This window comes from Neobacillus niacini (assembly GCF_023715785.1).
In the GTDB taxonomy this organism is placed as follows: domain Bacteria; phylum Bacillota; class Bacilli; order Bacillales; family Cytobacillaceae; genus Neobacillus; species Neobacillus niacini_E.
The window spans coordinates 1-20,239 of record NZ_JAMBOX010000006.1; the positions used below are offsets into that span (position 1 = coordinate 1).

Consider the following 20,239-nt stretch of genomic DNA (forward strand, 5'->3'; position numbering starts at 1 on the left):
TCAAACGCCACAATTAACTCATGTTTTTCCTGTGCTGAGTAAACTCTTTTTGCCATAGAAAAAGCCCCCTAATAAAGTAAACAGATTTTTATTATTTCATCTGTCTACCTTATAGGGAGCATATCATATGAAGCAGCCGCACCTTTTTTATGTTCTCCAAATGGTGTCAGGCACCGAAGAGACGTTTTGCACGGTGCAAAGATTCAAATCCGACCTTTTGTTTTTTAGCTAATATGAAAGTATAAAATTTTTACCAAATTTTTTCTCTCAGCTTCGCACGCATAAATTCAACTACGCCTCTGTCTTCGTCCTGACGGCCTCGCCAATCGGCGAGTTTTCATTTAATCCACAAAAGTATGGTTCTTATAAAAAAAATGTTAAAATAAGAGGAAATTGGTTTTTACATAGAAAACAGCTGAAGTTTTCATTATTGAAGGAGGACATTTCCTTGTTAAAAGTACGTACCAAGGATATTCTTGAAAAGTTTGATTTGGAATTAATCGGTGGTGAAGAAGGAATTAACCGCCCGATTATGATGAGTGATATTTCTCGGCCGGGTCTTGAGATTGCCGGTTATTTCGAATACTATCCTGCCGAACGGATCCAGCTGCTTGGAATGACCGAGCTTACTTTTTTTGAAGGGCTTTCCGAGCGGGATAAGGAATCCAGGATGGAGCGACTTTGCACCGACATCACCCCGGCCATCATTATCACCCGGGGCTTGGAGGTTCCAAAGGAACTGATTGAGGCCTCCGAGCGCGAATCCGTGCCCGTTCTGAGAACACCCCTGAAAACAACCCGTTTTTCCAGCCGCCTGACCAACTATTTGGAAAGCAAGCTGGCCCCAACCACGGCTGTTCACGGGGTTCTCGTCGATATTTACGGAATTGGTGTGCTCATCACCGGAAAAAGCGGCGTCGGTAAAAGCGAAACTGCCCTTGAATTGGTCAAGCGCGGCCACAGGCTTGTCGCCGATGACTGCGTCGAAATCCGTCAGGAAGACCAGGATACCTTGGTCGGGACCTCGCCGGAATTGATTGAACATCTGCTGGAAATTCGCGGTTTGGGAATTATCAATGTGATGACGCTGTTTGGTGCCGGTGCGGTCCGCAGCAATAAGCGGATTACGCTGGTCATCAATTTGGAATTATGGGACCCGAAAAAGCAATATGACCGACTTGGTTTGGACGAGGAAAAAATGAAAATCATCGATACTGAAGTGACTAAACTGACCGTCCCGGTTCGCCCTGGCCGGAACCTCGCTGTCATTATCGAGGTAGCGGCAATGAACTACCGCCTCAAGCGGATGGGCGTGAATGCTGCACAGCAGTTTACCGAGCGGCTTTCCGATGTCATCGAAGATGGCGAACATGAGGAAATGTAAATAACGATGCACTAGTAACAGTTTTAACAGGAAGAGGAGATGAAATATGAACGAAAATATTCAGCCGCTTAACCCGATTGCCTTTTCGCTTGGGCCGATTCCGGTGCATTGGTATGGCATCATTATTGGTTCCGGTCTGGCACTTGCTCTATATCTAGCGATTCGTGAAGGTGACCGCCGCGGCCTGCCAAAGGACACGTTTGCCGACCTGATGCTATGGGCAATTCCGATTGCGATTATTTCCGCCCGGATTTATTACGTTATTTTTGAATGGGATTTTTATAAAAACAACCTTGGGGCCATTCCGCAAATCTGGAATGGCGGGATTGCGATTCACGGAGCGCTGATCGGTTCTGTTGTGACGGCGTACGTGTTTGCAAAAAAACGCGGGATTTCGTTTTGGAAGCTAGCCGATATTGCCGCACCGAGCATTATTCTTGGCCAGGCAATCGGGCGATGGGGCAACTTTATGAACCAGGAGGCCCACGGCGGTGAGGTGTCGCGGGCGTTTTTGGAAAACCTGCACCTGCCGGACTTTATCATTAATCAAATGTACATCAACGGCACCTACTACCACCCGACCTTTTTATACGAATCGATTTGGAACCTCGCCGGGTTTATTCTGTTGATTTTGCTGCGCCGCGTCAACCTGCGCCGCGGGGAAATGTTTTTAACCTATGTGATTTGGTACTCGGTTGGGCGCTTTTTCATCGAGGGGATGCGGACTGACAGCCTGATGTTGGGAGGCCTGAGGATGGCGCAAACCATCTCGATTGCGTTAATCATTGGCGCTGTTGCAATCGTGATTTACCGCCGAGTAGCGCGGCTTTCTGAAACTCGCTATTTGGCGCAGGAAAACTAGAGACATCTAAAGGGGAGCGCGGGAGAAATGCTAGTCAACTCAGTAAAAAAAGGACTATTGGTTGGTTTAAAAACAACATGGACATTAGGGAAAGTCATTTTTCCTGTTACACTCATTGTGGCAGTACTGCAGTATACGCCGGTTTTGCCGTGGATTATCAAAGTTATTTCTCCGCTAATGAAGTTGATTGGCCTGTCAGGGGATGCAGCCATTCCGCTCGTGCTCGGAAATTTCTTAAACCTATACGCGGCGATTGGCGCGATTTTGACGCTCGATTTTTCGGTTAAAGAAGTATTCATCCTGGCAGTAATGCTGTCATTTTCACATAACTTGTTTATTGAATCCGGGGTCGCCATGAAAGCGGGCGTCAAGATCTGGATTATATTGACAACCAGGCTTGGCCTTGCCTTTGTTTCGGCAGCTGTGATTAATCTGGTCTGGCATGGCGGCAGCGAGCAGGCCAAATATGGTTTGATTGAGACAAATACGGCACAGGCCTCCGGGTTAGTGGAGATTCTATTACAAGGGCTTGAAAAAGCAGGGCTTGGCATTCTGCAGCTGGCGCTGATCGTCATTCCCCTAATGATCGTGATTCAATTTCTGAAGGATATTCAATGGCTGAATAAGTTTTCCAAGATAATGGCGCCGATTACGAGGTCTCTTGGCATGCAGGAAAACACCTCGACCACTATGGCGGCAGGATTATTGTTTGGCCTTGCTTACGGCGCTGGCGTGATGATTCAGGCCGTTCAAGAGGATGGGGTCAGCAAAAAAGACGTAACATTGGCATTTATTTTTCTGGTTGCCTGTCATGCCGTTGTTGAGGATACGCTGATTTTCGTACCGCTGGGCATTCCGGTCTGGCCGCTGTTCCTCATCCGGCTTGGAGTAGCGATTACGCTCACACTGATTGTCGGTACAATTTGGCGGCGCACTGGAATGTTAAAACGAAAGGAAGCAAGCTATGAATAACAAAATGACCACTCTGCTGTTTGATTTGGATGGAACATTAATCGATACGAATGAACTGATTATTACCTCTTACCTGCATACACTTGAAAAATATTATCCCGGACAATTTCAGCGTGAGGATGTCCTGCCGTTCATGGGGCCGACGCTGCATGAGGCATTTAGTACGGTTGGGGCTGACCCAGACCGTGTAGAGGAAATGGTGAAGGTATACCGCACCTTTAATATTGCGAACCATGACGTGCTTGTGAAAGAATTTGAGGGTGTATTCGAAACAATTCAAACGTTATATGAAAAAGGTTATAAGCTGGCGATTGTCACAACAAAGCGGCACGATGTTGCCTTGAAAGGGCTGCGGTTAACGGGTTTGGACAAATTTTTTGAAGTGGTCATTGCCTTGGATCATGTTGAAAAAGTAAAGCCTGACCCGGAGCCGATTTTTAAAGCATTGGAAGAACTGGGTTCGAGTCCTGCAGAGGCCGTGATGGTCGGCGACAATTATCATGATATTTTAGCCGGGAGAAATGCCGGCACCGTGACGGTCGGGGTTGCCTGGTCAATCAAAGGCCGTGACTACATTGCTAAATATGAGCCTGATTACATTCTAGAGAATATGACTGATTTATTAACCATTCTCGAGGTATAAGTAAAATGAGGAACACGACACGCTACCCTGTCGAAGGGGCAAACTCGCTGTGGCAAATATATAAAACCGTGTCATTTTGGAAGGTCGCCAAAAATTTTATCGTGATTCAGATTGCGCGTTATACGCCGTTTTTGGGCATGAAAAATTGGCTGTACCGCACGTTTCTCCGGATGAAAGTCGGAGAGCAGACTGCATTCGCTTTAATGGTCATGCCTGATATTATGTTCCCGGAAAAAATCAGCGTCGGCCGCAACGCGGTGATCGGCTTCAACACGACCATCCTGGCGCACGAGTATCTAATTAAAGAATATCGGCTCGGTGACGTCGTGATTGGGAATGAGGTCATGATTGGCGCAAATTCGACGATTATGCCCGGTGTCACAATTGGCGACGGCGCCATTGTTTCTGCCGGCACTTTGGTACACAAGGACGTCCCGGCCGGCAGCTTCGTCGGCGGCAACCCGATGAGGATGGTCTATACGAGGGAACAGCTCACCGAACGCTGGGCTGATGACCCGATTTATGGAAAAAAGAATATTTAGTTTCTGCCCGGTCATTGGATGTGACCGGGTTTTTTGCTGTTTTGCCGGAATCTTTTGCGAAATATGCGGATTCTGGGATTAGATTCGATGCGCCAAACAAGGTTTGGCGAAATCTCTTCCGAATTCGGCGAAATGTAGTCTGTTTTGCGCGAAATACAGGCCTAGTTCGGCGAAATACATAGCAAGTTCGGCGAAATAAATCAGGGGTCCGGTAAAATATATTCCAGATTTGCAAGAATTACCCTTCTAGAGGTACGCTTTAATTAAGGCTTGGCGAATAAGTTACTTGATTCGGCGAATAAGTTACCATTTTCGGCGATTAACACACTACATTCGGCGAATATCCTCCAACGATTGGCGAATAACCAGACAATTTCGGCGAATAACTTTCAAGCAGGTCACCGTCCGAACTTTTTTCGGTTGACGAAACCCTACCCAAGCGTTAAACTACTAATAATTAACTTTATTCCTCTAATATATTAGCAGACTAAAGCAAACGAAAAGGAATGAGCACAATGAGCCGCTTGTTTATGTTTGAAAAGCCTTTGGGCATGCGGGACACGCTCCCGGAACTGCTCGAAAAAAAGCATCGTGTCCGCTCGTCCATTGCGGAGACGATGAAGCTTTGGGGCTACCAATTTATCGAAACCCCTACTCTTGAATACTATGAAACGGTGGGCGCCGCCTCGGCCATTGGCGATGCCCAGCTTTTTAAATTGCTCGACAAGGAAGGGCATACACTCGTACTAAGGCCGGAAATGACGACCCCGATCGCCCGGGTTGCTGCTGCCAAGCTATTAAACGAAGACCTACCCGTCAGGCTCGCTTACTCGGCCAACGTCTACCGGGCCCAGCAGCGCGAAGGCGGCCGTCCGGCAGAGTTTGAGCAAATCGGTGTGGAGTATATAAACGACAAGACGATTTCTTGCGACGGTGAAGTCATCGCCCTACTGATTTCTTCATTAAAAAAAGCAGGCTTACAGCAATTTCAGGTATCGGTCGGCCATGTCGGTTTTGCCCAGGAATTATTCATGCAAATCCTAGGGACGAACGGACGGGCAACGGCATTGCGTAAATTTTTATTTGAAAAAAATTACGTCGGTTACCGTGAAAATGTCCAATCGCTTAATCTATCTTCGATTGACAAGCAAAGGCTGCTCAAGCTGCTCCAATTAAGGGGTGGGGAAGAGGTCATCGGCCAGGCTCTGGAAATTATCGAGAACGACAAGGGTAAGCAGGCGATTCTCGAAATCCAGGAACTTTGGAAGGTAATCAAGGATTACGGTGTCGAGGCGCATGTGAAATTTGATTTTTCCATCGTCAGCCATATGAGCTACTACACTGGAATTCTCTTTGAGGTTTACGCAGGGAACGTCGGCTTTCCGATTGGCAACGGCGGCCGCTACAGTCTGCTTGAGAAATTTGGAAAAAATGCCACGGCAACCGGGTTTGCGGTTCGGACCGATATGCTGCTCGAGGCCCTTGGCGGCGGGAAAACTGAAACCGTGACGCACTGCATTTTTTACAGCCAGGAGCGGCGCCGTGAAGCTTTCCAGCTTGCCAAAAAGCTGCATGAAGAGGGTAAACAGGCGGTACTTCAAGATATTACTGGTGTGAAGAACCCTGATGCCTTTACAAAAAAATTCGCCGAGACGACCTTTTTAATCGGAGGTGGGCAGTGATGTTCGAAAAACGATTCCCCGGAGGTGCCGTACGATGAAAAACGTTTTGACAATCGCGATGCCAAAGGGACGGATTTTTGAAGAAGCGGCGGAACTGCTGCGAAAAGCTGGCTACAGGCTGCCTCCGGAATTGGACGAATCGCGAAAATTAATTATCGATGTTCCCGAAGAAGAGCTGCGTTTTATTCTGGCAAAACCGATGGATGTGGCCACCTACGTCGAGCACGGCGTGGCCGATGTCGGAATTGCCGGTAAGGATGTGCTGCTCGAAGAAGAGCGCGATGTATACGAACTTCTGGATCTAAAAATCAGCACCTGCTATTTGGCGGTCGCCGGCATGCCGGATACGAAAATGAATGACGTAGCCCCAAGAGTGGCGACGAAATATCCAAATGTCGCTGAAGCTTATTTTCGCGAGCAGGGGGAGCAGGTTGAAATCATCAAACTGAACGGCTCAATCGAACTGGCCCCGTTAATCGGGCTTTCAGATCGGATTGTCGACATCGTTTCCACCGGCCGGACGTTAAAGGAAAACGGGCTTGTCGAGTACGAAAGAATCGAAGATGTCACATCGAGGCTGATTGTCAATCCCGTCAGCTACCGATTGAAAGATTCACTGATTGACGACCTGGTTGCCCGGCTTCATCAAGTTGTCTCCACGGAGGAATTTTAAGATGAAAATCGTAAAAGTAAATGAACAGATTTCGCTGAAGCGTTCAATTGAATCTGGAAACTCGGATCAACATGCTATTGTAAAAAGAATCATCTCCGATGTGCGTGAGCGCGGTGATGCAGCATTAAGGGAGTATACAGAAAAATTTGACAGCGTGCCGCTGGCTGCTTTTTCTGTTGATGAAAAAGAAATCGCCGACGCCTATGAGCGAATGGACGAGCAATTTATTTCGATTGTCCGCGAGGCAGCCCAGAATATCCGGACGTATCATGAGAAACAGCTACGCCCGTCATGGATGATGACCGAAGAGAACGGCACGATTCTGGGGCAAAAGGTTACCCCGTTAGATTCGGTTGGAGTATATGTGCCGGGGGGGACAGCGGCCTACCCCTCGTCAGTGCTGATGAATGTCATCCCGGCGAAGGTTGCTGGAGTCAAACGAATTGTAATGGTCTCGCCGCCTGACCGAGACGGAAAGCTGCCGGCAGCGGTACTGGTGGCCGCGAAAGAAGCAGGTGTGGAGGAGATTTATAAAGTCGGGGGTGCCCAGGCGATTGCGGCACTCGCCTACGGCACAGAGACGGTTGGAGCGGTCGATAAAATCACTGGCCCTGGCAATATTTATGTGGCGCTTGCCAAACGAGAAGTATTTGGCGATGTTGACATCGACATGATTGCCGGCCCGAGCGAGATTGCTATTTTAGCAGACGAAACAGCCCGTGCCGATGAAGTGGCGGCCGATCTGTTGTCACAGGCAGAGCACGACCCGCGGGCCTGCAGCGTATTGGTGACACCTTCTACGGAATTGGCGGAAGCTGTAGCGGCGGAGGTGGAGCGTCAATTGGCACTACTGCCCCGCCGGGAGATTGCCGCCCAATCGATAGCTGACTACGGGGCGATTTATTTGGCTGCCGACATGGACGAAGCGGTAGAAACGGTAAACCAATTGGCCCCGGAGCACCTTGAGATTATGACAGCCAATGCTATGGGGCTGCTTGGAAAAATTCGTCACGCAGGGGCCATTTTTATCGGCCGTTACAGCTCGGAGCCAGTCGGCGACTATTTTGCCGGCCCGAATCACGTACTGCCGACAAATGGAACGGCCCGTTTCTCCAGCCCGCTTAACGTCGACGATTTTCAAAAAAAATCAAGCGTGATTATTTATAGTGGCAATGCATTAAAGGAGAACGGCGCAAAAATAGCAGAATTCGCGCGGAAAGAGGGCTTGGAAGCCCACGCTCGGGCCGTTGAAATCAGACTTGAAAACGATCGGAAGTAGCTTTATTCCAGCTTCGCGGATATATTGGAATTTCCGCGGATATATTTAAAAAATCGCGGATATATCTAAATTTTCGCGGATATATGTTAAATCACCGCGGATATATGCTAGATTACCGCGGATATATCAAATTGAACCAAAGAATTTTTATATAATCTGCCTTATTTTTAAAAAAAGAGGTGTTTTTCATGGAACGAGTGGCAAGAGTTGATCGAAAAACGAATGAAACAAATATTAAACTAGTATTTGATGTGGACGGTGAGGGGCGCTCCAACCTTGAAACCGGTGTGCCATTCCTCACTCATATGCTTGATTTATTTGCCAAGCACGGACAATTCAATCTAACCGTTGATGCCAAAGGCGATATCGAGGTCGATGACCACCATACAACTGAAGATATCGGAATTTGTCTTGGGCAGGCACTTCGCGAAGCGCTCGGTGACAAACGGGGAATTAATCGGTACGGCAATGCGTTTGTGCCAATGGATGAGGCGCTGGCTCAGGTAGTGGTCGACCTCAGCAACCGTCCGCACCTTGAGATGCGCGCCGAGTTTCCGGGGCAGAAAGTAGGAACCTTCGACACCGAGCTTGTCCATGAATTCCTTTGGAAGCTGGCTTTGGAGGCCAGGATGAACCTGCACGTGATCGTCCATTACGGCAAAAATACACACCATATGATCGAAGCAGTCTTCAAAGCACTAGGCAGGGCACTGGACGAAGCCACCACCATCGACCCGCGCATCAAAGGCGTTCCGTCAACAAAAGGAATGCTCTAGGAATCAGGCACCAAGGAGTAACTTGGCACGATAAATACGTTGGTAATGCAGCTATGGGTGTCAGGCACCCAATTTAGAAAGGATGTATTTCGATGATCGGGATTGTTGATTACGGCATGGGGAATTTGTTTAGTGTGAGTAAAGCTTTGGAACGGCTGGGGGCGGATTATTTTATTTCGGCCGATAACCAGGAGCTGCTTGCTGCGGATGCGTTAATCGTGCCGGGGGTAGGTTCCTTTCGCGATGCGATGGAGCGGCTGCCAAAAGACACAATTAAGGAGTTTGCGGCAACTGGAAAGCCGGTGCTCGGCATTTGTCTCGGCATGCAGCTGTTGTTTGAAAGCAGTGATGAAAATGGCTTTACGGAAGGTCTCTGCCTCCTGCCAGGAAATGTTCGCAGGTTCCCAGGTCGAACCAAGGATGGCGTTCCGTATAAAGTGCCGCATATGGGCTGGAACCGTCTTAAATTTGTGCAACCCTCCCCGCTTCTAAAAAACCTAGAAGAGGAGTACGTCTATTTCGTCCATTCCTATTTTGTCGATGCCGGCACATCCGATGTGCTGCTGGCGAAAACGGATTACCACGAGCAGGTAGCGGCGGTTGTTGGAAGGAATAATATCTTCGGCATGCAATTTCATCCTGAAAAAAGCAGCAAATTGGGAATGGCCTTACTAGATAACTTTTTAAAAATGGCAGTGGAAAGGAAGGCGGTACGATGAGCTTCACCATTTATCCGGCGATTGATATGCGGGGCGGCAAATGCGTCCGCCTCCTCCAAGGTGATTACGAAAAAGAAACGGTCTATGGTAATTCGCCTTTTGATATGGCACGCAACTTTGCTGCAGACGGAGCACAGTGGATTCACATGGTTGACCTCGACGGCGCCAAGGACGGCAAGCGGGTTAACGACCAATTTGTGATCCAAGCAGCAAAACAGCTACATAATGTAAAAATTCAAATCGGTGGCGGGATCCGCACCGAGCAGGATATCGTCCATTATCTAGAAAACGGCGTCGACCGTGTGATAATTGGTAGCATTGCCGTATCAAATCCAGACTTCGCCATCGGGATGATTAAAAAATACGGCGCACAAATTGCAGTCGGTATCGACGCCAAAAATGGCTATGTCGCTACCCATGGCTGGCTCGACACCTCAGCGGTCAAAGCGGTCGAGCTCGGCAAGCGGTTTGCGGACGCTGGAGCGGAGACGTTTATTTTTACCGATATTGCGACAGACGGCATGCTTTCCGGTCCAAACATCACTGCTGTCCAAGAACTTGCCAAAGTAACTGGCAAAAATGTTATCGCCTCAGGCGGAGTCAGCAGTCTCGAAGACTTAAAGGCACTCGCCGCCGCAAAGGGCATTGGCGGGGCAATTGTCGGCAAGGCGCTGTATGAAAAGCGGTTTACGTTAAAAGAAGCACTTTTGGTGTAAGGGGAGGGGATTATTTTGGCACTAACAAAACGGATCATCCCGTGCCTTGACGTAAAGGACGGGCGCGTAGTCAAGGGGATTCAGTTTGTCCAGCTTCGCGATGCCGGCGACCCGGTGGAACTGGCACGGTTTTACGATGAGCAGGGCGCTGACGAGCTTGTGTTTCTTGATATCTCGGCTTCGGTTGAGGGTAGGAAAACAATGGTCGAGGTCGTTAAAGCCGTTGCCTCCGAGCTGGCAATTCCGTTCACAGTCGGCGGCGGAATCAATTCACTAGAAGACATGAAAAAAATCCTTCGCGCCGGGGCGGATAAGGTGTCTCTCAACACAGCAGCAGTGCAAAATCCTGGCCTCATCAAAGAAGGGGCAAGCTACTTCGGTTCCCAGTGCCTTGTCGTCGCCATCGACGCAAAGTTTGATGCAGAGCTTGGGACGTGGCGGGTTTATACCCATGGCGGCAGAACTCCGACCGACAAAAAGGTAATTGACTGGGCTCAGGAGGCCATGGAGCTTGGCGCCGGTGAAATCTTGCTGACAAGCATGGACAGCGATGGCGAAAAAAATGGTTTCGACCTGGCGTTAACAAAGGAGGTCAGTGAAGCTGTGTCGATTCCTGTTATCGCTTCAGGCGGGGCTGGCAACGCCGAACATTTTGCCGAAGCATTTACCAAGGGAAAAGCAGACGCTGCATTGGCTGCCTCCATTTTCCATTATAAAGAAACATCGATCCATGAAGTCAAAAGTTATTTGCGTGATAAAGGAATATTGGTTCGCTGAAAGGGAGTATGGACAATGAATATAGAAGAAATACGTTTCGACGAAAAGGGTCTTGTCCCAGCCATCCTTCAGGACGCCGAGACATTGGAAGTGTTGACACTGGCCTACATGAATAAAGAGTCGCTTGCGAAAACGCTGGAAACGGGCGAAACTTGGTTTTTCAGCCGCTCGCGCCAGGAGTTGTGGCATAAGGGGGCAACAAGCGGCAACACCCAATCAGTTGTCGGCATCAAGTACGATTGCGATCAGGATGCCCTGCTTGTCCAAGTGCAGCCAAGAGGCCCGGCCTGTCATACGGGAGCCGTCAGTTGTTTTTCCGGCGAGGGTGCTACAAAGCGAACATCAAGCCTTGCCGATTATGGAATCCTGCAATCTCTTGAAAAAGTAATCTTGGATCGCGAGCGGGAACGCCCGGAAGGCGCCTACACCACTTATCTTTTTGAAAAAGGCGTCGACAAAATTTTGAAAAAAGTCGGCGAAGAGGCGGCCGAGGTGATCATCGCGGCAAAAAACCGGGACCACGAAGAATTGAAGTGGGAAGCCGCCGATTTGCTGTACCACCTCCAAGTTTTATTAGTGGAACAGGGACTTCCATTTAAAGAAGTATTGCGAACATTAGAAGAACGGCACAAAGGCCGGTCCTAAAAGGGGCCGGTTTTTTTGGTCACTTTTTCAATTATTCTGGGCCAAAATGACAAACGATCTGGCCATATCGCATTCCGCCACTCCCCAAAGCCCCCACCCATCCCCCATTCCAAAAAATACCCATCCCCTTACCAAAGCCAATCCCTTCTCGTACAAGCCCGAATTGTGTTATACTACATAAGTTATTAAAAGGAAGATGGAGGACTTCATGGTTAAGGACGCTAAAGCAAGACTGCAAAAAGGGAATATCGTTACATTTGTCCCGACGGGGGAATATTATTTCAAAAAAGGAATAAAGGCATACCATCGACGTGATTTCCTCAAAGCAAAAAAATATCTGGGACGGGCGCTGCAGCTTGAGCCGGGTGAACCGATGATTGCCTGCCAGTTGGCGATTGTGTCAACCGAACTTGGCGAATTTGAAAATTCCAACCGACTCTTGCATCTCATCCTTGAAGATCTTGAGCACGAAATGGTGGAGTGCCACTATTTTTTAGCGAATAATTATGCCCATTTGGGATTTTTTAAAGATGCTTATCACCATGTAAAACTTTATTTGGAACTCGATCCGGACGGAGATTTTTCCGAAGATGCCGAGGAATTGCTGGAGCTTTTGACATTTGAATCGGATGACTTGGAGGAGGAGTTCTACCACCAGGACGATTTAATCGTCAAGCAAGAGCAGGCCCGCGAGCTGTTGGAAACGGGCTACTTTCATAAAGCGATTGAACTACTGCATGAAGTGGTCGAGGAGTATCCGGAATATTGGTCAGCCTACAATAACTTGGCACTCGCTTATTTTTACCTTGGCAAGAACGAAAAAGCGGAGTCGATTCTGGAGGATGTCGTGAAGCGAAATCCGGGCAATCTGCACGCGTTCTGCAACAAAATGGTGTTTGCCCACTACCAAGGGCAGCTAAAATATGTTGCTGAGATGCTGGAAAAACTGAAAAAGGTCCAGCCGCTTCTAAGCGAGCATCAGTTCAAGCTAGGGACTTCGTTCGCGTTGGTCGGGGAATATGAACTTGCGTATTTTTGGTTAAAAAAATTATATAAAACCGGGTTTGACGGCGATGGTCCGTTTTATTACTGGCTATCCCATGCAGCGTTTTTTACAGGGCGAGAAACATTTGCCGTGACGATATGGAAAAAGGTTCTCGAGCTTAATCCAGATAAGGAAGGTCACGAGCCCTGGAATGTCGAACGGCCAGCCAGTGGATTTGAAGACCTGTCTCGGTCGATTTTTCAAAAGCTTGAAAGTGACTATGTAGAGGAGCGGCTATTTGCCCTTTTCCTGACATCGGTTTCGAGCAAAAAAGACGAAATCATTACTTCAAAGCGACTGTTTCAAAATCAGAAGTTTACGAAGCTGGAAAAGGAATATATTTCGCTTCTCAGGTCGGGGAAACCATCCCGGACGGCCGAGGCCCAAGAGGTTGCTGAGTTATTTTACGAAAATTATCAGCCAATTGGCGCCGTTGAAGCAGGCTTGTATTTGATGTGGTTCTCGGTGTTTGTAGAGGTCGCCAAATCCAACATCTCCTTGAAAAATAAACACGCCTGGGCCGGAGCTGTGGAGTACGTTTGGCATCGTCTCCGCAGTGAAAAGGTGTCACAGCAGGAACTGGCCAACCGCTACGGCGTGTCGTCAGCGACGATTGGAAAGTATGCGAAGTTAGTTAATGAATTGCTGGACTAGTAATTTAGGAAAATCAGAAGAATTAGCCCAATTACCGCGGACGATGAGCAGATTTTTGGACTTAAAATAGAATGTTTAATACGATTAAGTCGGGAATACTAGACTTAATCGTTTTTTTTATATAGGGAGTGTGAAAACCATGTCTGAAGAAAAAATTTATGATGTCATTATTGCTGGCGCCGGTCCTGCAGGTATGACAGCTGCTGTATATACATCTCGTGCGAACCTGTCGACGCTTATGATTGAACGCGGAATGCCGGGCGGACAAATGGCCAATACCGAGGATGTTGAAAACTATCCGGGATTTGAGAGCATTTTAGGACCGGATTTATCTACCAAAATGTTTGAACACGCGAAAAAGTTCGGCGCAGAGTATGCTTACGGGGATATTAAGGAAATCGTGGACCACGGTGATTACAAGGTGGTCAACGTAGGTTCAAAACAGTACAAAGCCTACTCCGTTATCATTTCAACCGGTGCCGAATATAAGAAAATCGGCGTACCGGGTGAAAAAGAGCTTGGCGGCCGTGGGGTTTCCTATTGTGCTGTTTGTGACGGAGCGTTTTTCAAAGGAAAAGAGCTTTATGTCATCGGCGGCGGCGATTCCGCTGTTGAAGAGGGTGTGTACTTAACCCGTTTTGCATCAAAAGTAACGATTGTCCATCGTCGCGACCAACTTCGCGCCCAAAAGATTCTTCAAGATCGTGCCTTTGCCAATGAAAAAGTAGACTTCATCTGGAACCATACTGTGAAATCAATTAATGATAAAGATGGCAAGGTGGGCAGCGTAACATTGGTAGCGACAGTTGATGGATCCGAACAAACCCTGCCTGCTGATGGGGTGTTCGTATACATCGGTATGGTCCCTCTATCAAAGCCATTCGAAAGCCTTGGCATTACCAATGAAAACGGCTATATCGAAACAAATGAAGAAATGGAAACAAAAGTAAAGGGCATATTTGCAGCCGGTGATATTCGCGAGAAATCGCTTCGCCAAATTGTAACCGCCACTGGGGACGGAAGTATTGCCGCACGAAGTGTACAGCACTATGTGGAAGAGCTTAAGGAAGAAATGAAATTGAAGCAATAAAAGTAATAGGGTCACTAAGGGAAGAAGCACGGAAACGAAGGGGAAACTATCCTATTGTAAATTTTGTAAACAAAAAAGTGAAAAAAGTAACCCGTTTTTCACCCAACTGTAACAGAAGTGAAACAAAAATATTGTATGCTTATATAAATTGACCCCCTTTAAAATATATACCTTTTCCGCACAGGACCAGCAGCCTGTGCTATTTTTTTGTGCTCCACGCAAAAGGGGAACCGTGATAATACCTTTAACAAGGTGCAAAGTCATAGATTGGTGCCTGACACCAATAACTATTATCACTGTTAACAAATAATTAACAGAATTATCAATTTTGTATTCGTTGTGGCGGTGTTCTAAACATAGTATAATGGTATGAATCAATATTTATGTTATATTGGGATATTAGCGTAACCAACCGTTTTTATAAAGAGGGTGAATTGTTGTGCAACGGGTCACCAATTGTGTGTTGATTAGAGATAATAAGGTATTGTTGCTGCAGAAACCGCGGCGGGGCTGGTGGGTGGCACCGGGCGGAAAGATGGAGCCGGGTGAATCGGTCCGGGATTCTTGCATCCGGGAATACCGTGAAGAAACGGGCGTATACTTAAAGAACCCACAGTTAAAAGGAATTTTCACGATGATTATGAAGGAAGGGGATCAGCTCCTTTCAGAATGGATGATGTTTACGTTTGTGGCCACGGATTCGGACGGACTCGACCTCGAGGAATCAGAAGAAGGGAAGCTCCAGTGGCATCCGATTGACCAAATCAAAGGTCTGCCCATGGCCGCTGGGGACCATCATATTCTTGATTACATGATCCATGGAAAAGGGATAATTTACGGTACTTTTACATACACCAAAGACTTCCAGCTTATCAGTTATCGATTAGATCCAGGTTAAATATTGAATAGGGGGAATACAAATGAGTACCGGTTCGACAAATGATATCCAAATGGTCATTATTACCGGAATGTCCGGCGCAGGAAAAACAGTTGCAATTCAAAGCTTTGAGGATTTAGGGTTCTTCTGTGTCGATAATTTGCCTCCTACATTGCTGCCAAAGTTCCTTGAACTTATGAAAGAATCTGGGAATAAAATGAATAAAGTGGCCCTTGTCATGGACCTTCGCGGCAGGGAATTTTTCGACCATCTGTTTAAAGCTTTGGATGACGATCTCGCGGAAACCTCTTGGGTTACCCCGCAAATTCTTTTCCTTGATGCGGATGATTCGACACTCGTTCGCCGCTATAAGGAGACTAGGAGGTCCCATCCGCTGGCAAAGTCAGCTTCACCGCTTGAAGGAATTAAGCTTGAGCGCGAGCTATTAGAGGAATTAAAAGGAAGAGCCCAGATAATTTACAATACTTCCCAAATGAAACCGCGGGAATTACGTGAGAAGATATTATCTGAGTTTACTGCGAATAATCATCAAATCTTTACTGTCAATGTGATGTCGTTTGGATTTAAACACGGAATCCCAATTGATGCCGATCTTATCTTCGATGTACGATTCCTGCCAAACCCACATTATATTGAGCACATGCGTCCAAAAACTGGTATGGATGAAGAAGTCTCCAGCTATGTTTTAAAATGGACTGAAACGCAGAAGTTTTTGGAAAAAGTTACCGACCTGCTCAGCTTTATGCTGCCTCATTATAAACGGGAAGGCAAAGCGCAGCTGGTCATCGGGATTGGCTGTACCGGCGGGCAGCATCGTTCAGTCGCCTTAGCCGAATATCTCGGGCGATTTTTCCAAAAGGATTATACAACTGTTGTTTCACACCGTGACATTGAGAGGAGAAAGGAAAAGACAACATGAGCTATATTGGTCAGCCAAGAATCGTTGTTATCGGCGGGGGAACGGGGCTGCCGGTGCTGCTGCGGGGCCTAAAGCAATATCCTGTAGACATCACCGCGATAGTCACCGTAGCCGATGATGGCGGCAGTTCTGGCAGAATACGCGATGACCTTCATATACCTCCCCCTGGCGATGTCCGCAATGTCCTGGTGGCGTTATCGGACGTCGAACCGCTCGTGGAGGAAATGTTTCAGCACCGCTTTAAAACATCAAATGAGCTTTCCGGGCATTCGCTTGGCAATTTGATTTTGGCGGCCATGACCTCGATTACCGGAAACTTCGTCCATGCCATCCAGGAAATGAGCAAGGTATTGAATGTCCGAGGCAAGGTTCTGCCAGCCGCCAATCAAAGCGTCGTGCTTCATGCGGAAATGGAAGACGGTATGATTGTTTCCGGAGAATCGAAAATTCCTTACTCCGGTAAAAAAATTAAAAAGGTTTTTTTGACGCCGAGACATATTCGTCCGCTGCCGGAGGCGATTCAAGCGATTCGCCAGGCGGATTTGATTATTCTTGGGCCTGGCAGCTTATATACCAGCATTTTGCCCAATCTCCTCGTTCCAAGGCTGGGGGATGAGGTATGCCGCTCGGAAGCCAAAAAGGTGTACATTTGCAACTTGATGACACAGGCTGGAGAAACGCATGGTTATTCAGCAAGTGACCATGTGCGGGCGCTGTATGACCATATGAGCTGTGCGTTTATTAACACAATTCTGGTGAATAATGAAGAGATTCCGCCGGATGTTCAGCTTCGCTATAAAGAGGAACTGGCAAACCCTGTTTCCTACGATTTGCCGGGTCTTTCCGAGCTTGGACTTGAGGTGGTTCACGCCGACATCGCTAACCTAGAAAACGGTGCGCTTCGGCATGATCCAAAAAAAGTCGCAAAAATCTTATATAATTTATTAATTGCTGAAACCAAAAAGCGTTATGAAGCGTAAATAAGGTGTCTGTATTATTTTTTATTTCAGCTTCGCACGCATAAATTCAACTACGCCTCTGTCTTCGTCCTAACGGACTTGCCAGTCGGCGGGTTTACATGCGGGTTTACATTTAATAAAGTGTCTGTTTCAGTTGGAGGTGAGGGAATGTCTTTCGCTTCGGAAACGAAAAAGGAATTAACGAACCTGGAAGTGAAACCCTGTTGCAGCCTTGCCGAGCTGTCGGCATTGATTCGCATGAACGGTTCCCTTTCCTTTTCTAATCGAAAAATTGTTGTCGATATTCAAACCGAAAATGCAGCGATTGCCAGAAGAATTTACACATTATTGAAAAGGAATTACCAGGTGCAGGTCGAACTCCTCGTTCGGAAAAAAATGCGCCTAAAAAAGAACAACGTCTACATTGTCCGGCTGACGGAACGGGCAAAAGAAATTCTTGAAGACATGAAAATCATCGGCGAAGGGTTTACCTTTATCCACGATATTTCAGAAGAGCTAATCAAGAAGAAATGTTGTAAGCGTTCTTATTTACGCGGCGCATTTCTCGCCGGGGGTTCTGTCAACAACCCGGAAACGTCTTCCTATCATTTGGAAATTGCTTCACTTTATAAGGAACATAATGATTCCTTATGTGAATTAATGAATACATTTGGGCTCAACAGCAAGACGTTGGAGCGGAAGAAAGGTTATATTAATTATTTAAAAGAGGCGGAAAAAATCACTGAGTTTTTAAATATTGTAGGCGCCCATAACGCCTTGCTCCGCTTTGAGGACGTGCGGATTGTCCGCGATATGCGGAATTCAGTGAATCGCCTGGTAAACTGTGAAACCGCCAATCTGAATAAAACCATTGGCGCATCGCTCCGGCAGGTTGAAAATATCCGTTTTATTGACCAAACTGTCGGTCTGCAGATTTTGCCTGATAAATTGCGGGAAATCGCCGAGCTTCGGATGAACTACACCGAGGTGACACTGAAAGAGCTGGGAGAAATGGTGTCCGGCGGCACGATCAGTAAATCGGGCATCAATCACCGGTTGCGGAAAATCGATGAGATTGCTGAAAAGCTGCGCGCCGGGGAAGTGCCTAAGCAATAATTTTTTGTGAAGAAATTGTCAATTTATTTTTTTGGAATAATATATACAAAAGGAACATATTTGAGGAGGAATTTGTCATGTTGGAGAAACAAGTAGAAGTCAAATTGAAAACAGGTCTGCAAGCCCGGCCGGCCGCACTGTTTGTGCAGGAAGCGAATCGCTTTTCGGCCGACATTTTTCTGGAGAAGGACGGCAAAAAGGTCAACGCGAAAAGCATCATGGGCTTAATGAGCTTGGCGGTTGGTTCCGGAGTGGTAATCAACATCATCGCGGACGGCGATGACGAAGAAAAAGCCATCACCGAACTGGCACAGTTTATTGAAAAAGATCATTAATAGGAAGGGTTCGGCTGTTGTGGATGGCTGGACCTTTTTATTTTGGCTAAAATCAATCTTAGATTTGTTTTTTTTTGGAATCCATGCTTTTTAAAAAGGAGCATTGGTCCAAGCACATACCTTTGTAATTCCATATATTAACATAGAACATGTACTAAAGCATTACCTACGTTGATCTTCTCGTGTCCCAAGGACAGCAAGTTTAAATGGAAGGGAAGTGAAAAAAATGGGATGTGGCTGTGGAGGTAATTCTTCCAATGTAAGATCGTCATATATTGGAAACTATTATTCATCCGATCAGAAAAAAAAATCTAAGAAACCAATATTTTTACGACCTCAAAACAATCATCTGAAAAACCAAGAAAACCAAAGTGAAAAGAATGAAGGATGATTGGTTTTGTTTTGGAACTAATAGATAGTAGTTATGCCTTGATTACTTAACTAATCAAGGCATTTATATTTTATAAAAATAAAACAACCGGCATCAAGGGCCGGTTGTTACTGTCAAACTTATTTAGCTAATCAGAATTTATATCCATAAATTCTGAACGCATAAATTCAACTACGCCTCTGTCTTCGTCCTAACGGACTCGTCAGTCGGCGAGTTTTCATTTATCTTTCTTTTCAATAGGGTTGCGTGTTACGATATTGTCGATTAAGCCATACTCTTTGGCTCTTTCAGCTGTCATGAAGTTATCGCGGTCGGTATCGCGCTGGATGACTTCGATTGGCTGGCCGGTACGCTCAGCTAAGATGCCGTTTAATTTTTCACGAAGGAACAAAATACGCTTGGCGGCAATCTCGATTTCAGTTGCCTGGCCTTGTGCCCCGCCGAGCGGCTGGTGAATCATGACTTCCGCGTTCGGTAATGCAAAGCGCTTGCCCTTTTCCCCTGCAGAAAGTAAGAAGGCACCCATGGATGCTGCCATACCGATACAAACAGTCGATACATTCGGGCGAATATATTGCATCGTATCATAAATGGCCATTCCGGCTGTAATGCTTCCGCCAGGGCTGTTGATGTATAGGGTAATGTCTTTTTCAGGGTTTTCTGCTTCCAGGAACAATAATTGCGCCACGATACTGTTGGCCACATTATCATCAATCGCGCTGCCAAGCATGATAATCCGGTCTTTTAACAAACGGGAATAAATGTCATATGCACGTTCGCCACGGTTCGTTTGTTCAATAACTGTAGGAATCAAATTCATTTTTCTTCCTCCTCTGAATGGAAATGTAAAAGCTTATGTATAGTTATCATACAATGATGGTCAATAAAGGTCAAACAATTCACCTCGAAATTTGTTCGACAACTTCCCTCAATAAGCATAACCAATCCCATAGCTTTTTAAAACTAATTTCCACCTAATTGATTAAACGAAAAGAGACAGTCTAATAGTCATTTGTTTAATGACTCTTTAGACTGTCTCTTTTAGTAACGCCCTCGGCAGGAATCGAACCCACATTTTAAGAACCGGAATCTTACGTGCTATCCGTTGCACCACGAGGGCAAAATTATTAGCGACTTTTATATTATAGAATATTTTATTTGA

The 20,239-nt window shown here is 46.7% G+C and carries 21 protein-coding genes and 1 tRNA gene; 20 read left to right on the plus strand and 2 right to left on the minus strand.

Annotation, left to right across the window (positions count from 1 at the left end; translation table 11 throughout):
• The first annotated feature begins 448 nt into the window (after positions 1 to 448).
• From hprK to M3234_RS12505, 20 genes are all read left to right on the plus strand, one after another.
• Positions 449 to 1,384 carry an HPr(Ser) kinase/phosphatase gene (hprK, locus tag M3234_RS12410; RefSeq protein ID WP_262305022.1) on the plus strand — a complete coding sequence of 312 codons (936 nt, stop codon included), beginning with the start codon at positions 449 to 451 and terminating at the stop codon, positions 1,382 to 1,384.
• Positions 1,385 to 1,430: 46 nt separating this feature from the next.
• A complete protein-coding gene (lgt, locus tag M3234_RS12415) occupies positions 1,431 to 2,246 on the plus strand; it encodes a prolipoprotein diacylglyceryl transferase (protein WP_262305023.1) in 816 nt (271 codons plus the stop codon).
• 27 nt (positions 2,247 to 2,273) lie between these two features.
• Complete coding sequence (locus tag M3234_RS12420; protein WP_262305024.1) at positions 2,274 to 3,218, plus strand: nucleoside recognition domain-containing protein; 945 nt, start codon at positions 2,274 to 2,276, stop codon at positions 3,216 to 3,218.
• Positions 3,211 to 3,861: a pyrophosphatase PpaX gene (gene ppaX, locus M3234_RS12425; RefSeq protein ID WP_262305025.1), complete on the plus strand. Its 651-nt coding sequence runs from the start codon at positions 3,211 to 3,213 to the stop codon at positions 3,859 to 3,861. Before M3234_RS12420 ends, ppaX begins: the two co-directional genes overlap by 8 nt.
• Positions 3,862 to 3,866: 5 nt before the next feature.
• The gene (locus tag M3234_RS12430; RefSeq protein WP_262305026.1) at positions 3,867 to 4,403 is read left to right on the plus strand and encodes an acyltransferase; all 537 of its coding nucleotides are present in this window, start codon (positions 3,867 to 3,869) and stop codon (positions 4,401 to 4,403) included.
• A gap of 515 nt (positions 4,404 to 4,918) precedes the next feature.
• Positions 4,919 to 6,085, plus strand: a complete 1,167-nt coding sequence (locus M3234_RS12435; protein WP_262305027.1) for an ATP phosphoribosyltransferase regulatory subunit — start codon at positions 4,919 to 4,921, stop codon at positions 6,083 to 6,085.
• 34 nt (positions 6,086 to 6,119) lie between these two features.
• A complete protein-coding gene (hisG, locus tag M3234_RS12440) occupies positions 6,120 to 6,758 on the plus strand; it encodes an ATP phosphoribosyltransferase (protein WP_262305028.1) in 639 nt (212 codons plus the stop codon).
• Position 6,759: 1 nt separating this feature from the next.
• Positions 6,760 to 8,037, plus strand: coding sequence for a histidinol dehydrogenase (hisD, locus tag M3234_RS12445; protein WP_262305029.1), 1,278 nt, complete (start codon positions 6,760 to 6,762; stop codon positions 8,035 to 8,037).
• Between the two features lie 188 nt (positions 8,038 to 8,225).
• Entirely contained in the window at positions 8,226 to 8,813 is a 588-nt protein-coding gene (hisB, locus tag M3234_RS12450) for an imidazoleglycerol-phosphate dehydratase HisB (protein WP_262305030.1), read from the plus strand.
• Positions 8,814 to 8,905: 92 nt separating this feature from the next.
• Positions 8,906 to 9,532: an imidazole glycerol phosphate synthase subunit HisH gene (gene hisH / locus M3234_RS12455; RefSeq protein WP_262305031.1), complete on the plus strand. Its 627-nt coding sequence runs from the start codon at positions 8,906 to 8,908 to the stop codon at positions 9,530 to 9,532.
• Positions 9,529 to 10,248: a 1-(5-phosphoribosyl)-5-[(5-phosphoribosylamino)methylideneamino]imidazole-4-carboxamide isomerase gene (hisA, locus tag M3234_RS12460; RefSeq protein ID WP_262305032.1), complete on the plus strand. Its 720-nt coding sequence runs from the start codon at positions 9,529 to 9,531 to the stop codon at positions 10,246 to 10,248. The genes hisH and hisA overlap by 4 nt, the downstream gene beginning before the upstream one ends.
• Before the next feature lie 15 nt (positions 10,249 to 10,263).
• Complete coding sequence (hisF, locus tag M3234_RS12465) at positions 10,264 to 11,025, plus strand: imidazole glycerol phosphate synthase subunit HisF (protein ID WP_262305033.1); 762 nt, start codon at positions 10,264 to 10,266, stop codon at positions 11,023 to 11,025.
• A gap of 15 nt (positions 11,026 to 11,040) precedes the next feature.
• Positions 11,041 to 11,670, plus strand: a complete 630-nt coding sequence (gene hisIE / locus M3234_RS12470; RefSeq protein ID WP_262305034.1) for a bifunctional phosphoribosyl-AMP cyclohydrolase/phosphoribosyl-ATP diphosphatase HisIE — start codon at positions 11,041 to 11,043, stop codon at positions 11,668 to 11,670.
• A 208-nt stretch (positions 11,671 to 11,878) separates the two neighbouring features.
• A complete protein-coding gene (locus M3234_RS12475) occupies positions 11,879 to 13,369 on the plus strand; it encodes a tetratricopeptide repeat protein (RefSeq protein ID WP_262305035.1) in 1,491 nt (496 codons plus the stop codon).
• A gap of 139 nt (positions 13,370 to 13,508) precedes the next feature.
• Positions 13,509 to 14,459, plus strand: a complete 951-nt coding sequence (gene trxB, locus M3234_RS12480; protein WP_262305036.1) for a thioredoxin-disulfide reductase — start codon at positions 13,509 to 13,511, stop codon at positions 14,457 to 14,459.
• A gap of 439 nt (positions 14,460 to 14,898) precedes the next feature.
• Entirely contained in the window at positions 14,899 to 15,357 is a 459-nt protein-coding gene (locus M3234_RS12485; protein ID WP_262305037.1) for an 8-oxo-dGTP diphosphatase, read from the plus strand.
• Between the two features lie 22 nt (positions 15,358 to 15,379).
• Positions 15,380 to 16,276: an RNase adapter RapZ gene (gene rapZ / locus M3234_RS12490; RefSeq protein ID WP_262305038.1), complete on the plus strand. Its 897-nt coding sequence runs from the start codon at positions 15,380 to 15,382 to the stop codon at positions 16,274 to 16,276.
• The gene (locus M3234_RS12495; RefSeq protein WP_285858437.1) at positions 16,273 to 17,256 is read left to right on the plus strand and encodes a gluconeogenesis factor YvcK family protein; all 984 of its coding nucleotides are present in this window, start codon (positions 16,273 to 16,275) and stop codon (positions 17,254 to 17,256) included. The genes rapZ and M3234_RS12495 overlap by 4 nt, the downstream gene beginning before the upstream one ends.
• Before the next feature lie 147 nt (positions 17,257 to 17,403).
• Positions 17,404 to 18,351 carry a DNA-binding protein WhiA gene (gene whiA, locus M3234_RS12500; RefSeq protein WP_262305039.1) on the plus strand — a complete coding sequence of 316 codons (948 nt, stop codon included), beginning with the start codon at positions 17,404 to 17,406 and terminating at the stop codon, positions 18,349 to 18,351.
• Between the two features lie 77 nt (positions 18,352 to 18,428).
• Positions 18,429 to 18,686 (plus strand): HPr family phosphocarrier protein, encoded by a 258-nt coding sequence (locus tag M3234_RS12505; protein ID WP_066314576.1) that lies wholly within the window; start codon positions 18,429 to 18,431, stop codon positions 18,684 to 18,686.
• Positions 18,687 to 19,294: 608 nt separating this feature from the next.
• Here the strand turns inward: M3234_RS12505 and clpP are convergent.
• Positions 19,295 to 19,897 (minus strand): ATP-dependent Clp endopeptidase proteolytic subunit ClpP, encoded by a 603-nt coding sequence (gene clpP, locus M3234_RS12510; protein ID WP_066314571.1) that lies wholly within the window; start codon positions 19,895 to 19,897, stop codon positions 19,295 to 19,297.
• A gap of 228 nt (positions 19,898 to 20,125) precedes the next feature.
• Positions 20,126 to 20,197: transfer RNA gene (locus tag M3234_RS12515), tRNA-Arg, on the minus strand.
• Between the last annotated feature and the right edge of the window lie 42 nt (positions 20,198 to 20,239).